Origin of the sequence: Paenibacillus qinlingensis, assembly GCF_031455095.1 — a bacterium.
Taxonomy (GTDB): domain Bacteria; phylum Bacillota; class Bacilli; order Paenibacillales; family NBRC-103111; genus Paenibacillus_E; species Paenibacillus_E qinlingensis_A.
Genome location: NZ_JAVDSB010000001.1, coordinates 1664722 through 1679223, shown reverse-complemented (window position 1 = coordinate 1679223; position 14502 = coordinate 1664722). Strand labels below are relative to the sequence as shown.

Below are 14502 nucleotides of genomic sequence, written 5' to 3'. Positions count from 1 at the left end.
GGGGCATGGCGTAATTTCGACATGGAGTATACTACAGGTACTATTTTTGCAACTATACTAAATACTGACTAAAGATATCAGACCAAAGTCTTGGTTAAATTTGTAGAAGAAGGAAGGCATACTCGTGGCACAAATTCGAATTCGTAATACAAACAAACGCATTGAAGCTGAAGTTCAAGTACAAGAATTTCTGAATAAGCAGGAAATCCTATATGAGCACTGGGATTCGGATAAACTCTCAGAAGAACTTAAAGAGAAATACGTGCTGAGTGACGAAGAGAAGCAGCAAATTCTTGCGACATACGATTCCGAGATTAAAGATCTGGCCGTACGACGCGGCTACAAAATCTGGGACGTTATTACCTTGTCCGAAGTGACGCCAAACTTGGAAGAGCTTTTGCAAAAATTCGAAGCAGTGCACACGCATTCTGAAGATGAAATTCGCGCCATCACAGCGGGTAAAGGAATCTTTATTATCAAAGGCACGGATGATACCGGCTACTTCGACGTCGAGCTTGAGGCAGGCGACGTCATCTCCGTTCCGGAATCGAAGCCACATTTCTTCACGCTAATGGACAACCGCCAAATCGTAGCGGTTCGCCTCTTCATCGAGACGGAAGGCTGGGTAGCCTCTCCTTACAACGATCCTGATTTTGTGAAGGATAATGCCTAATTGCAGCACAATCGCATTTAGTAGCCTTTGAGACAGCTAGATGGACACATTTAATGAATTGAAATTCACTGGTAATCAGTGGAATGATCAGAAAAATAGGAGAGATAGTAAATGAGTACATTTGTTTTGGTACATGGATCGTGGCATGGAGCATGGTGCTGGGAAAGAATCGTTCTCATGCTGGAAGAAGCAGGACATCGTGTGATTGCTTTAGACTTACCTGGGCATGGTCAAGATCATACGCCGCTTGCCGAAGTTAACTTAAAAAGTTATACAGACCACCTAAACGCTATTCTGGAAAAGGAGTCTGAGAAAGTCATCTTGGTAGGGCACAGTATGGCAGGGCTTGTCATTAGTCAGACAGCCGAGTACCTTCCCGAAAAAATTGAGAAACTCGTTTATTTATGTGCTTATCTTCCGGAAAATGGTCAGACATTGCTTCAAATTTCTCAAAATGAGAAAAAAGATAAAGAATCTCCTTCAATTGTTATCATAAGTGAGGATCAAACGTTTATGGATATTAAAGACGAACTGATAAAGGAATCCTTTTATGGCGATTGCTCCGAAGAAGAAGTAATTAAAGCAAAGGAAAAACTTTGTCTCGAGCCGCTGGCACCATTTTTTACCCCAGTGAATCTCACAGCCGCAAGATTTGGCATGATACCTCGTGTCTATATAGAGACTTTAAGGGATAAAGCTATTTCTATTGGCTTACAAAGAGATATGTATACCGTGTCACATTGCAATCAGGTTATTACCATGGACTCAGACCACTCACCATTCTTTTCACACCCGGGGGAATTGAGTTCTCATTTAATACATTTAACATTTTAGACGTGCTGGTGAACAGCTTGGGATATGTGAAATAATAAATACCACGGAGGAAGATACAGATGAAAAAAAATAATAACGATATAACGATACAAACACCTATTCATTCAGGATTCGGTCCTAGAACGATGGCGATAGAGGCTTTACAAGGAGAAGATTTAAGCGGAAAAGTGGCCATTGTAACCGGCGGTTACTCAGGTCTAGGTTTGGAGACAACACGTATACTTGCAGAAGCTGGTGCAACCGTCATTGTTCCTGCACGTACACCAGAGAAGGCTCTTGCTTCAGTTTCCGCTATCTCTGGGGTTGAATTAGAATCATTGGATCTTTTAGATCCGACTTCAATCGATGCTTTTGCTGAGCGGTTCCTTAATTCTAATCGCCCTTTGCATATTCTAGTTGATAGTGCTGGAATTATGGCATCACCACTTTCACGTGATAAACGTGGGTACGAATCCCAGTTTGCTATTAACCATTTGGGGCATTTTCAATTAACAGCTAAACTTTGGCCTGCTTTAGTCAAAGCAGAGGGGGCTAGAGTTGTATCTGTCTCCTCACGTGGTCATATGATTAGCGGAATTGACTTTAGCGATCCGAATTTTGAAAATCGTGAATACGACAAATGGATTGCGTATGGACAATCAAAGACAGCAAATGCATTATTTGCAGTTGAGTTAGATAAACGAGGTGAAAACTATGGCATTCGTGCTTTTTCTGTGCATCCCGGATCTATTGTAACTGATTTGTCGCGTAATCTGTCGGATGATGAGATGCGTGCAATGGGAGCACTTGACGAACACGGGCAACGGGGGTTTAGTGTGTATAACGATGAGTTGAAAACAATTCCAGAAGGTGCAGCAACAATCGTCTGGTGTGCTGTAAACAAACAGCTAGAAGGCATGGGGGGGGTCTATTGCGAGAATGTAGATATTGCACAGGCAGTACCTTCAGATAATCCGCCAGGACCAGGAGTAAAGCCCTGGGCAGTTAATCCTGTTTATGCTGAGCAACTTTGGCAGCTTAGTGAAAAATTAACTGGTGTAAAATTTCCTGAATAAGTGGTCATCGAAATTGGTACTCGCACGTAAGTCTGTCTAATGTTCATTGAATTGATGGTAAACAAGTAGAGCGCTAACCAAAATGGTGAGCGCTCTACTTGTATGTTTGTATGTTTCTGGGATGAGTCTTTACTTTTCTAAAGCATGTTTAAAAAAATGAGGGCATATACCCTCATATTCTCGTACAGAGTTTTTCTGAATATCCCATTCAGAATAGGATAGAATACAAAATGTAAATTTATGAAATCAGATATTTAGGGTACATTTTTAGAATATTTGCCTGAGACATGTATATTGGCGACTTCCTATTTGATCTAGGTTTGGCTGTAGTTGCATTATGAATTGATACATATATCCTGCAAAAACTGCTTGTTAGGAGCTTAAGCCATTGGATAGTTTATTGCATTCACTACTTAGAGAAGCTGAATCGAATTGTGATTTGAAAGTTAAGTCGCTACAACTTGCTTCTGATTGTTTGTGGCTAGTTTATTTTGAATCCATTGTGAGCTGTCAGGATACTATCGATTTTATTTGGAATTCCGGAATCATTTCTTCAGATTCCTTTAATGACATTTGTAACCGATTAATGGGTAAGGAATTGTACTCAGAAGAGATGAATGAGCTCCATAATGGCAAGGTAGTTGTATTAGATTCGCAAGGCGAAAGAGCATTCAGTTTTCAAGGAAAGCTCCTCACTCTAACTAGAGAAATTGAGAAGCCAGAGAACGAATTCATGCCATTTTCCTCAGGGATTGCATTTGTAGAATCATTAACTACCAACATCGGACTCTTGCGCAATGCGATAAAAGCGCAGTTCTTAGTCGCCGAAGGCTATACTTTCCATGGAAAAGCAACGAAAAAGGCATCTTTAATCTACCATTCCAAGCAAGTGGATAAAGAACTTTTACATCAAATCAGAAGTCTTTTACAGGAAGCATCAGGCAAGGATCTGCAGAGCGGACAAGACCTGATTAAAATACTCGGTTGTAATCGTTTTAATTTTTTTCCACCTTTTTTTAGAACAGAAGTTCCAATGCAAGCGATTTCGTCCATGATGAGCGGTAGAGTACTTCTAATGATTGAAGGAGACCCGGTTGCTTATGTGCTACCAATCATATTTAGTGATTTTATTGCGTTGGAATGGGATAAACAACTACCTATACTCCTTATGCTCGGTGTAAGGTGTATTCGGTTATTGAGCTTAGTAATAGCTCTGCTGGCACCTGGATTTTATGTAGCTCTGGTCTCCGTGAATCCTGAAGCACTTCGAATCGAACTTGCACTTTCTGTTGCAAGCAGCCGAATCGGTATTCCGCTGCCTACATTTCTAGAGATGCTGTTTTTGATGACTGTTAGCGAGATCATTATTGAAGCCACACAGCGGTTACCCAAAGTCATCGCTGCATCCGTAACCGTTAGCGGCGGCATTATACTTGGAACAGCCATTGTCGATGCGAAGCTTGTAAGCAATCTTGTTATTATCATCGCATCTGTGTCTGGAACAGCCAGCTTTGCCTTTCCGAATTACTTTAATTCATTAACCATTCGAATAATGAGAATTGGTATTATCGTGCTTTCGGCAATGTTTGGCCTTTTCGGCCTATTCGGTGGTTTTATAGCTATTTGTTTCTATTTTTGCGGAATTGAACGATTCAGTGTTCCCTTTCTGAGTTTCTTGAATTCTAAGAAAATAGGGCAATCCTAGTATTTGGAAAGGAGTGACACAGTTGATCTTCCGCTTGAATTCTATTTTAACCATCCCCTTATTTTTCTTCGGAGCTCATTGCAGTATTATATTTTTGTTATTTCCTAGAGCGATGTTACATACAACGAAGTTTGGGCATTGGGAACCAACTCTACTCATTATGCTGATTGAGTTAGTCCTTCTGGTCTTATTGTTAAAAGGATTAAACAAAGCAGGAGATTTGGATTATGCAGATTTATTTCTACCACTCGGTAGATGGATAAGCACAGTGCTTTTACTGCCGCTCATTTTGTATTTACTACTTATTGGGATAATGGGAATTCGGGGCTTTGCTGAACTTATGATAATTGTTTTCGTCCTCAGATCCCCGTTATATGCCATATTGATATTACTTTGCCTGATTATTTATCTCGGATCATCCATCGGAGCACGCGGCATTTTGAGGGCGAGCACTTTACTATCTCTCATACATTTACCAGCTCTTTTCTTCGCATTAGCGGGTTGCAAAATTAATTCAAGGTTTGAAAACATATTCCCTTTTTTGAATACAAGCTTTGACTTTATGAAGCATGGAAAGTTTCTTGTACCTTTATTTTCGATCTGCCCATTTCTCTTACTGGGCATGCTGTCACCTGTGCGCAAAGTACAAATGAAGCCGATTTTGCTTACGCTGGTACCTTTAACAGTAGTGTATATGGCTATCGTGTACATTCCAATCCTTGTATATGGGGTCAATGCAGCATCTCTAATGAATTATCCACTGGTAACAAGTATAGACTCTGTTAATATTACCTGGACGATATTTAATCGGGTAGCTATATTTTATGCCGTTGCGTTGCTCGCTTTTGTCATGTTAATCTGCTCCTTTGTGCTTTGGTCTTCTGCTGTTTTAGTGCGAAAAATGGTGCCAGCTTGGAAAGAATTATATATCAGACCTGTCCTTTGCCTACTAATATTTGTCGTAGCTTTGTTGATTCCAAACTGGAATGAATACCTAAAAATTTACACAAATGATATTTGGTTCCGACTCTATATCTATTTAAGTATCCCGGTTTCAGTCTACATTCGAGGTGGAATCATTCAACGGAAGGGAAGAAAGAAGGGTCTCAAGAATGTTTCGTAAGAAGCTATATGCAGGAGCACTACTTATCATCTGCTCTGTATTATCTACTGGTTGTTGGGACATCAAGGACATTAATCATCGGGTTCTTCCAATCGTCATGGGCATTTCATACGGTAAATTACATAAATATAGAATCCATATTCAGATTCCTTTACCGGAAAGAAAGGGGCTCAATTCCAAGGTTTATTACAAAGAAGCAGATACGATAAGTAAAGCACTTACCGAAATTGATACTGACATTGAAGCAGGTATCGATTTTCTTCACTTGCAATTAATTGTGATTGATCGGGAAGTTGCTGAGGATGGAATACAAGAAGCTATAGCCTTTATTATGAGAAGCCAGCAAATACCCACAAAAGCGCTTGTGGCCATTACTTCTGAAGACATAGGAGAATTTCTAACTCACACAGGAAATGTTATCAAAAATGAAGAGAGTGCGTTAGTTAACTTTTTCAATAAGAATGCAGGTTGGAGTCCAGAAATTAATTTAGCTTACGTTTGGAAAACCTACGGTTCAATCCACTCTGACACCGAAGACGTCGCCATACCATTATTGCGTTCAGGTAAATCGACTATGTTGGAATTTTTGGGATCTGCGGTTATGGCAAAAGGTCAGATGAAAGGTGAGATACAAAAAGAACAATCTCTATTAATAAACTTATTTGAAGAGTTTTTTCAAGGTACAGTAGTTCAAGTAACAAATAAGGCGAGCGTAGCTATTATTAAATGTAATAACGAAATACATGCCGAGTGGAGGGATCAACATCCCTTGCTTCGAGTGAATATGCAGATTTCTTTAGAACTAATAGAAAATAACGGTCCGCTCAATGAGGGGGAGATCGAAGAGGCTTTTTCAAAAGATTTGAAAAAACAGTATGAGGAACTATTTAATCATTTGAAGAAACTCGGATCTGATGCATTAGGAACAGGGCAATATTTTAGAAGTAAGATTCCCGTAGATCAGCTACCTAATTGGCGTAAAATGTATTATCCAAACTTAGAAACAGAACTGAATTTCAGGTGCATAATCAAAAATAGCGGGGATGTAACGAGTAATTAAGCCGCGTAAATCGCGGCTTTGTTTGAACAACGTTGTGCATAAATCCTAGAAGTATCACTTTAGTTTTCTAAAGCATATTTAAAATAATTGCCTTCTTATGAAGATGTCAAATACCTGCTATAGTAGACTCGAAGGTGATTGCAGTTTCACATACCGTCCTAAAATTAGTCATGCAATCTGGGTTGGGTTTATATAAAAAACATTAATAATAGAAAGTGGGAGAAAAATGAATACAGCAGTAAGAAAATTAGAGATGTTAGAAACCTTCAATTACCGACATGCTACAAAAGAATTTGATCCTGTGAAAAAAATCTCTGAAGAGGATTTTCAATTTATTCTTGAGGCTGGTCGGTTATCCCCAAGTTCAGGGGGCAATGAGCCATGGAAATTTCTTGTTGTACAGAGCCCTGAATTTAGAAAAGAATTAGCTCCACATGTATCTGGTGCAATGAGACAACTTCCAACATCGAGTCATTTCGTTATGATTTTGGCTAGAAAAGGATTAACATTTGATTCTCCATATTTAATAGAACAACAAACTCAAATCCTGCAGATGCCATTAGAAGTATTAAATAAAATGAAACCTGCTTACGAACAGTTTTATCATGACCTGCATTTAGATTCTGAAAGAGCTTTGCTTGACTGGTCCTCTAAACAAACTTACATTGCACTTGGAAATATGATGACGGCAGCAGCGCATATCCGTGTAGATTCATCTCCTATTGAAGGCTTCGACTTAGATGCGCTGAATGACCTCCTTCATAAGAGGGGGCTTCTGGGGAATGATGAATTTAGCTTAAGTGTCATGGTGGCTTTCGGCTATCGTGTAAGGGAAGGACGCCCTAAAAGAAGACGCCCAATAAATGAAATCGTAAAATTTGTCTAAGGGTAACGGAGAAGTATAAGTAGTACAAGATTGAAAGAAAGCTTCCAGTATTCAAACTCATACATCTAAAGATCGATTTTTTTTGCTATTGAAGTGCACCCCTAAATAGTAGACATAGGACAAACACTCTAAGTGTTAATGCCAATGTATATTATAGGGGTGCTTTTTCTTATGGAAACAAGTGAAGGTGCGAAAGAACTGACTGCAAGTGGAGCTTTTAGGCCATGAATCACATACATATGGTTAATCGAATTGGTAGCCTTAGAGCAAGCATTATCAGACTCCAGTCTAGCGCTTGAACAAATGAATCGAAGTCGAATCGGTGTGTATGTCGGCTCTGCCGCGGGGGAACCCAGACCTTGCTTGAACAAGCAGCCATTAAAGAATCACGTGGTCCTCAGCGAGCGAGACTTTACTTTTCTAAAGCATATATTAAAAAATAGCCTCCTTATGAAAAAAATAAATACCTGCTATAGTTGTGACCGAGGCAATTGAATTTTCAATTACTATCCTAGCGGAGAAGAGGTTGTTCATATATGCAGGCATAGAATAAAATTCTACCACTTTTTGGTAGGAGTCATAAATGATCAACAATCATATAGTACTGTGCTGTAATTTGGTTATCGAGCCTAGCAACTGTTGCGTTAAAATGTGAAGGATTCTATTTTAGAAATCGAGCAAAGCTTATTACTTTATCGAAAAAGTTTGCCGAACCATTATAAAACGAAACAGAGGCCGTAGTCGCGATAGTCGTAAGAATGCATACTCAAGCCCCCAGCAAGAACGTATTCTCGATTCGCGGCAACTCTTCGCAAGTAATGGATTTGGCAACAGGAGGCAGATCCCGTTAACGCTGATAGGTAACAAAGGAAAGCATTGAAGCTGAACAACTACTACTTCGGAAGTCGAACTTGAAGTCGGTGACGTCATATCCATATCGGCATTGAAACCGCATTTTTCACGTTGATGGATAACAGCAAAAAAAAATCGGACACAGTTATGGCCTTGCGGGGCCATTTGTATGGTTCTAGTCAAAGATTTGAAATTTCAAAGGTGATCCATAAAAAGGATTTACCGGGATAATTGGAGAGATAGTGATGAGTACATTTGTTTTGGTACATGGATCGTGGCACGGAGCATGGTGTTGGGAAAGAATAGTTCCCATGCTAGAAGAAGCAGGACATCGGGTAATTACAGTTGACTTACCTGGGCACGGCATAGATCATACGCCGCTTACCGAAGTTAACTTGAAAAGTTATACGGACTGTCTAAGTGCAGTTTTGGATAAAGAATCCGAGAAAGTCATTCTTGTTGGACACAGCATGGCAGGGGTAGTTATAAGCCAGACAGCTGAGTATTTCCCTGAGAAAATCGAGAAGCTTGTTTATCTGTGCGCGTTCCTTCCGGATAATGGTCAGTCATTGTTCGATGCGTTCGGTATCGTTGATCTGGGCGATGACGCTCCAACTGCAGTTTACATTGACGAGGCTCAAATGTACATTGGTCTAAATGATGATGCGATCTATTCTCATTTCTATGCCGATTGTTCCCGAGAGGACTTTCAGCATGCTAAATCAAAGCTTGTTAAAGAGCCGCTGATCCCATCGGTTACGCCTATCCAAGTAACAGAGGAAAGATTCGGTTCAGTACCTCGCGTATATATCGAAGGGCTTAGAGACAAAGCCATTCCAATCAAACTGCAAAGAGCCATGTATGCCAAAATGCCTTGCGAACAAGTCATTACCATGGACACAGACCATTCTTCATTTTATTCGCACCCAGAAGAATTGTCAGTTAATCTACTGAGTCTAGCTTAATTGTTGATGGTAGCTAAAAGAAATATCAAATGAGATTAATTAAAGGAGAATGAAACATGAGTAAACCAGTTGTTAATTATTCTAAGGATCTTGTATGGTTCGACACAATGCCAGGTGAGCAGATGGCAGTGCGCCTTCACAGCAATCAAGTTGGCGGAGCACTATCTATCGTTGAAGCACGTGTACCGTCTCTAATGGGACCGCCGAAGCATATCCATAACGAACGCGAAGAAACGTTTGAGATTCTTGATGGCACTTTCCGTTTCCAAGTTGGCGATGAAGAATTTGATGCTACTCCTGGAACAAGTGTCTTGGTTCCTCGCGGCGTACCTCACGCCTGGGCTAACGTAGGACCTAATATGGGGCGGATTCTGTTCATCTTCACTCCGGGCGGAATCGACGGCTTCTTCCCTGAAATCGGTCGTCATTCGCTGGAGGAAATTGTTAAAATCGCTTCGGAAAATGACACAGTGATTATTGGACCACCAATGGTTGTTAAATAATCAAGCGGTAATCTAGAACCTTACAAAGCAAACCGTAAGAGCGGAAAATGTCAGTGAGTCTTATGCTGGCATTTTTCGTCGTTAATTAATTGAAAATTTTTCAATAAACATATTATTAGCATTAAAACGTGCTATTACGCTATGCATTAGTCATGGTTATAGATGCAGTGGAATACGCTTAGTAAAGATGAAACAACAATCGGGAGGCTTGCCTATGGCTGTATCCTATATGGATTTCAATTCTCCAAACGTACAATATTTCTACGATCTGAAGAACAATCGTACATTCACAAAGGATGCGAACAATTTTATTAACGCCTTGGGAATTCAGCAACTCAATACTCTGGGCAACGTATCTCTGCTCGACATCTACTTATCTAAAGCGAATGTAATCGAGCCGCATATTCATCAGAACGCCTCTGAGCTGGTTTATTGTATTCGAGGTGCAGCAGTCGTGTCGATTCTGAATCCGTTTACCAAAACCGTGCTTAACTACAATATAACATCTGGTCAGGTGACTAATGTTCCCCAGGGGTGGTTCCACTGGGAGATGGCTACGGAAGACGATACGCATTTGCTCGCCATCTTCGACGCACCAGTACCGGAATTCATCGCAGTTTCTGACTTCCTCAGGCTGGCCCCGAGAGATATGCTCGCCCACACGTATTGTCTAGATCAGGCGTTGGTGACACAGGCGTTAGCACCAATCAAGAGTACGACTACGATTGGTCCACCGGCCAATTGCGTGAATCAACGTCTGCCGAGAACTGATAGCTACCCACCGCAGGTGGAGCAACATCTGCAAGTCTCTTATCCGGTATATGGGGCGCGGCAATCTTCCTACCCCGGTATCGGCAACGGATATAATCAACAGGGATAGCCATGGGAGATACAATTATCTGAGTAAGCCTACTGGTTCGTTTATTCTTCTGGCATTACGTTAATCCTTAATTTCATGAGCACGGGCAAGAGTAAGAATGCGGCAGAAAAATTAAAAGAAGCAGACAACTAAGACATCTGTTCTTAGTTGTCTGCTTCTTTTTCTAAGAGTAGAGTATGTTGTACTCCCAATAAAGAGACGGAGCTCACAAGAGTTATCTTGGCTTGCACCGTGCTTTCGCTCCGTCCCTTTTTATGTTAGCTGTGCATCATATCTGAGTATAATTCGTCTTGAATAGGAGTCGTTCGTAAGGGAACCTTATATATCGACAATAATTTCATAACGTTCTGTCGGAGAAATCACAGTATACATATTAAGTAACTTTATTTTTGTAAAGCATATTTATAAAAATAGCGTTCTTATGGAATAGGTGAAGACCTGATATAGTTAACTCTGAAGCAATGCTTCACTAAGTACGAGGTTCAATTATACAGGAGCAGATAAACACCCCTGTTTGGCTAATTACAGGTACTTCGAGAGCAAGTCGTTGAGCAGGAGGACAAGCCTCTTCCTCGGAGTAAATTAATAACGAAGATTTAAAAATAAAGGAGATTGTGAATCTTATGTTTGAAATTGCAATTATTGGGTCCGGTCCTGCAGGTGCAAGCGCTGCGTTATTTTCAGCCAAAGCAGGGAAGAAAACCTTGCTTATTGATAACGATAAAAGTATGACGAAGCGAGCTTGGATTGAAAATTACTATGGGATTGGGGAGATCTCGGGTCCTGATATGGTTGAATTAGGCAAAAAGCAAGCAGAACATTTTGGCGCGAAGTTGCTTCATGAAAAGACTACTAATATTACAAAAGGTGAAAATGGATTCAACATTGAAACAGACCAAGGCAACTATGAGGCCAAACAAGTCATTCTTGCGACGGGTGCTTTATTTGATCTCGCTGAACATATAGGTGTTAAAACGAAAGAAGCGACAGAGCCTCGGATAAAAACAATTGTTGACGTTGACATCAAAGGTAAAACAAGTGTAGAAGGTATTTGGGCAGCTGGAACTATTGCAGGTGTCAGTGTACATGCCATCATTACTGCTGGAGATGGAGCAAAAGTCGCTATAAACGTAATAAGCGAATTAAACGGCGAGAGATATGTTGATCATGATGTATTAAAAACAACATAATGGGGAAAATCCTACAATAACAATAATTGAATTTACTAATGGCCATTTTGGGTCTCACCAAGCAACTATCAGCATCAAAATTAGCACGGGTGTTCGGACTGAATTCTTGAAATCAAAAAATACAAGTAAACCCTTGGATATCCAAAGGGTTTACTTGTTCTTACATCTAATTTGTCGCTGGATTATTTGCCAGTTACAGCTTGTCCAGTTACTGGGTCCGTACTCGGATCCCAGTTTTTCAGAGGATCCATCCTGAATCGCGTTAGTACTGTGGAGCTAATTTTCCAGGTACCATTCACTTTTCTATATATTTCGCGGTATTGCCCATACCCGTTATGCCCTGGATATGCATCTTTGGCGTCAGGGAAGGTCAACATATCCTCCATGGCCCAAATACCATTGGCAGTATCATTGTCAATCATTTCAATCTCAGGCATGTGTCCGTGGTGAACCGTAGGTGCTTTTCCGACAAGATCTCCAATCATCTTCCCGTAAGCTTGTCCGCCCCCAGCAGAAAAATCTTGGCCCTGAGAAATTAGTGTGGCGTCAGAAGTAAAAAGATCCCCGAATTCTTTCCAATTTTTCTCGTCGACATAACGAAAATAGCGGGCTTTTAGTTTTTTGATCTCCTCGATGTCTTCTAATTGTTGGAACTTTTGTTCTAGTTGAGTAAGTCTACTTATTAGATTTTCTTGCTCATTATCTTTCGTGTTGGTCATAATATGTCAATCCCCTTCTAATTTTAGTATGGAAATAATAACCATGAGATTGAATTACAAGCTGGTCATCGTTGAATAAAGGCATAAACGAAATAATCTGGATGTTCTTTTTTTTCGCTACATAAGTGAATAACCTCTTCTCTTCAGGATAGGTAGGTGAGAGGCTTTAATCGCCTGGAAACAACTATAACAGGTATTCTTATTCTTTATAAGAAGGCTATTTTTTTTAATATGCTTTAGAAAAATAAAGTAATACGCCTAGCCGTTTAACAGGTGATGTTAATCTAAGTGAGACAGTTGTAAATAAGGAAGAAACTATTGTTTCAATAAAATCATTGTAAACAAGAAGTTAGAAACAAGACTTTAACAGAAACTGGCTGTTCTGACTTGGGATTTTGTTCGTGACTGATGTTCCAGTACAAAAGTGTCATCGCTACAATAGAATCACTAGGCAGAAATCAATTTGGAAAATTGTATATTATAACCAAGTGCATTACTAGAATCAGTTTATTTTTATAAAGCATATTAAAAAAAATAGCCTTCTTATGAAAAAGATAGATACCTGCTATAGTTGTCTCCGAGGCGATAGAAGCATCACTTACAATCTTAATGAGAGTGGTAATTCACAATTCACATATGAAGGCTTCTACGATACAGCCAAGTTGTGATCGAAAATCTCTACTGTGCACAGTATTTGGATAATTGTGAGTGTGCGGGAAACGCAGTGTCCATCTTCTTCAATGCCTATCTTTCTCTAGAACTTATCTTTTATTAATGATTTTGAGTGCTCCACACATCATCAATATAGGCTGGAAACGGGCTACATCTGTCTACCTGATAGTATTCCCAACGTCTTTTCAATTTTTCAATAATGAAGCAAAATTTAAATATCATAATTTACATTGAGCTTTACAAAAGGTTTAGCTGAGGGGGAAATTATTGTGGATGTATCATACACCAAATCATTTCAAGGAGTTCCCATATCCATTCTTGACACTACTAATATTGTTGTTGGTGGTAATGCAAATGAAACGTTTATGAACAGCTTGGATTTGGCACAAAAAGCAGAAGACTGGGGATATTATCGCTTTTGGTTAACTGAGCATCATAATATTCCCGCAATGGCGAGCGCAGCTACATCCGTTGTGATGGGATATATTGCTGCAGGGACTAAACGAATTCGTGTTGGTTCGGGAGGCATTATGCTATCCAATCATGCTCCGTTAGTGATCGCAGAGCAGTTTGGAACCTTGGAATCCATGTATCCTGGTCGCATTGATCTGGGCCTAGGTCGAGCCCCCGGCAGTGACTCGGCCGCATCAGCTGCTCTTCGGAGGGATCATACAAATGGTGAAGACTTCCCTGAACTGCTGCGCGAATTGAGAGGGTATTTTCGGGATGATGCCTTGGCTAAAGTACGAGCATACCCGGGGACAGGACTTGCAGTTCCGATTTGGCTTCTAGGTTCAAGCGACTTTAGCGCTAGGCTCGCAGCAGAATTAGGTTTGCCATTTTCTTTTGCTAACCATGTTGCTGCCGATTTCACGATACCAGCTGTTCGTTTGTATCGACAATTATTCAAGCCATCAAGTGTCTTGAGCAAACCTCATGTTATGGTCGGGATGAATGTGACAGTCGCTGATTCGAATGAACGTGCACATTATTTGGCCTCTACACAGAAACAAATGTATTTGGCTGTGTTAAGTGGGCGAATGACGCCTCTCATGCCTCCGGTTGAAGATATGAGTCAGGTAGCCTCCGAGGCGGAAATTTTTATGCTTGAGCGTAATTCGATGTACCGCAGCTTAACGATCGGAGATCCGGATCATTTGAAAACTAGCATGCAGAAACTAATTCGTGATACGCAACCTGACGAAATCATTATGACGACTCAAATTTTCCATCATAAGGATCGGCTGCGCAATTTTGAAATTATTGCTGAATTACTAGATTAAATCAGTCTAAGATCGTTAAAGATCGGAAACTTTGGAAAAGCAGCATTTCTCTTGAGCACTATAGAACGAAAGTATTTCTCGTTTCTCATATCATATATAGAT

The 14502-nt window shown here is 40.3% G+C and carries 13 protein-coding genes; 12 read left to right on the top strand and 1 reads right to left on the bottom strand.

Going from position 1 to position 14502, the window contains the following annotated elements; all coding sequences use genetic code 11:
• Nucleotides 1-124: 124 nt before the first annotated feature.
• From J2736_RS07620 to J2736_RS07570, 11 genes are all read left to right on the top strand, one after another.
• Nucleotides 125-673: a 1,2-dihydroxy-3-keto-5-methylthiopentene dioxygenase gene (locus J2736_RS07620; RefSeq protein WP_310224961.1), complete on the top strand. Its 549-nt coding sequence runs from the start codon at nucleotides 125-127 to the stop codon at nucleotides 671-673.
• A 111-nt stretch (nucleotides 674-784) separates the two neighbouring features.
• Nucleotides 785-1507 (top strand): alpha/beta fold hydrolase, encoded by a 723-nt coding sequence (locus J2736_RS07615; protein ID WP_310224958.1) that lies wholly within the window; start codon nucleotides 785-787, stop codon nucleotides 1505-1507.
• Between the two features lie 59 nt (nucleotides 1508-1566).
• Nucleotides 1567-2562: an oxidoreductase gene (locus J2736_RS07610; protein ID WP_310224955.1), complete on the top strand. Its 996-nt coding sequence runs from the start codon at nucleotides 1567-1569 to the stop codon at nucleotides 2560-2562.
• A gap of 388 nt (nucleotides 2563-2950) precedes the next feature.
• A complete protein-coding gene (locus J2736_RS07605; protein ID WP_310224952.1) occupies nucleotides 2951-4267 on the top strand; it encodes a spore germination protein in 1317 nt (438 codons plus the stop codon).
• Between the two features lie 22 nt (nucleotides 4268-4289).
• A complete protein-coding gene (locus J2736_RS07600) occupies nucleotides 4290-5390 on the top strand; it encodes a GerAB/ArcD/ProY family transporter (protein WP_310224951.1) in 1101 nt (366 codons plus the stop codon).
• Nucleotides 5380-6450, top strand: a complete 1071-nt coding sequence (locus J2736_RS07595; protein WP_310224949.1) for a Ger(x)C family spore germination protein — start codon at nucleotides 5380-5382, stop codon at nucleotides 6448-6450. Before J2736_RS07600 ends, J2736_RS07595 begins: the two co-directional genes overlap by 11 nt.
• 226 nt (nucleotides 6451-6676) lie before the next feature.
• Entirely contained in the window at nucleotides 6677-7336 is a 660-nt protein-coding gene (locus J2736_RS07590) for an NAD(P)H-dependent oxidoreductase (protein WP_310224947.1), read from the top strand.
• A 1097-nt stretch (nucleotides 7337-8433) separates the two neighbouring features.
• The gene (locus J2736_RS07585; RefSeq protein ID WP_310224945.1) at nucleotides 8434-9153 is read left to right on the top strand and encodes an alpha/beta fold hydrolase; all 720 of its coding nucleotides are present in this window, start codon (nucleotides 8434-8436) and stop codon (nucleotides 9151-9153) included.
• Nucleotides 9154-9209: 56 nt separating this feature from the next.
• Nucleotides 9210-9656: a cupin domain-containing protein gene (locus J2736_RS07580; RefSeq protein ID WP_310224943.1), complete on the top strand. Its 447-nt coding sequence runs from the start codon at nucleotides 9210-9212 to the stop codon at nucleotides 9654-9656.
• Between the two features lie 214 nt (nucleotides 9657-9870).
• Entirely contained in the window at nucleotides 9871-10536 is a 666-nt protein-coding gene (locus J2736_RS07575; RefSeq protein ID WP_310224941.1) for a cupin domain-containing protein, read from the top strand.
• 623 nt (nucleotides 10537-11159) lie between these two features.
• Nucleotides 11160-11726, top strand: a complete 567-nt coding sequence (locus J2736_RS07570) for an NAD(P)/FAD-dependent oxidoreductase (protein ID WP_310224939.1) — start codon at nucleotides 11160-11162, stop codon at nucleotides 11724-11726.
• 182 nt (nucleotides 11727-11908) lie between these two features.
• On the opposite strand, the gene J2736_RS07565 is transcribed toward J2736_RS07570, so the two are convergent.
• Nucleotides 11909-12445 (bottom strand): nuclear transport factor 2 family protein, encoded by a 537-nt coding sequence (locus J2736_RS07565; RefSeq protein WP_310224937.1) that lies wholly within the window; start codon nucleotides 12443-12445, stop codon nucleotides 11909-11911.
• A gap of 941 nt (nucleotides 12446-13386) precedes the next feature.
• On the opposite strand from J2736_RS07565, the gene J2736_RS07560 reads away from it, so the two are divergent.
• Nucleotides 13387-14400, top strand: a complete 1014-nt coding sequence (locus J2736_RS07560) for an LLM class flavin-dependent oxidoreductase (RefSeq protein ID WP_310224934.1) — start codon at nucleotides 13387-13389, stop codon at nucleotides 14398-14400.
• The last annotated feature ends 102 nt before the right edge of the window (nucleotides 14401-14502 follow it).

Excerpts from the sequence above, each read along its gene's own strand:
- J2736_RS07590 (WP_310224947.1), top strand. The coding sequence starts at position 6,677 with ATGAATACAGCAGTAAGAAAATTAGAGATGTTAGAAACCTTCAATTAC.
- J2736_RS07565 (WP_310224937.1), bottom strand. The coding sequence starts at position 12,445 with ATGACCAACACGAAAGATAATGAGCAAGAAAATCTAATAAGTAGACTT.
- J2736_RS07595 (WP_310224949.1), top strand. The coding sequence starts at position 5,380 with ATGTTTCGTAAGAAGCTATATGCAGGAGCACTACTTATCATCTGCTCT.
- J2736_RS07615 (WP_310224958.1), top strand. The coding sequence starts at position 785 with ATGAGTACATTTGTTTTGGTACATGGATCGTGGCATGGAGCATGGTGC.
- J2736_RS07580 (WP_310224943.1), top strand. The coding sequence starts at position 9,210 with ATGAGTAAACCAGTTGTTAATTATTCTAAGGATCTTGTATGGTTCGAC.
- J2736_RS07570 (WP_310224939.1), top strand. The coding sequence starts at position 11,160 with ATGTTTGAAATTGCAATTATTGGGTCCGGTCCTGCAGGTGCAAGCGCT.
- J2736_RS07575 (WP_310224941.1), top strand. The coding sequence starts at position 9,871 with ATGGCTGTATCCTATATGGATTTCAATTCTCCAAACGTACAATATTTC.
- J2736_RS07610 (WP_310224955.1), top strand. The coding sequence starts at position 1,567 with ATGAAAAAAAATAATAACGATATAACGATACAAACACCTATTCATTCA.
- J2736_RS07585 (WP_310224945.1), top strand. The coding sequence starts at position 8,434 with ATGAGTACATTTGTTTTGGTACATGGATCGTGGCACGGAGCATGGTGT.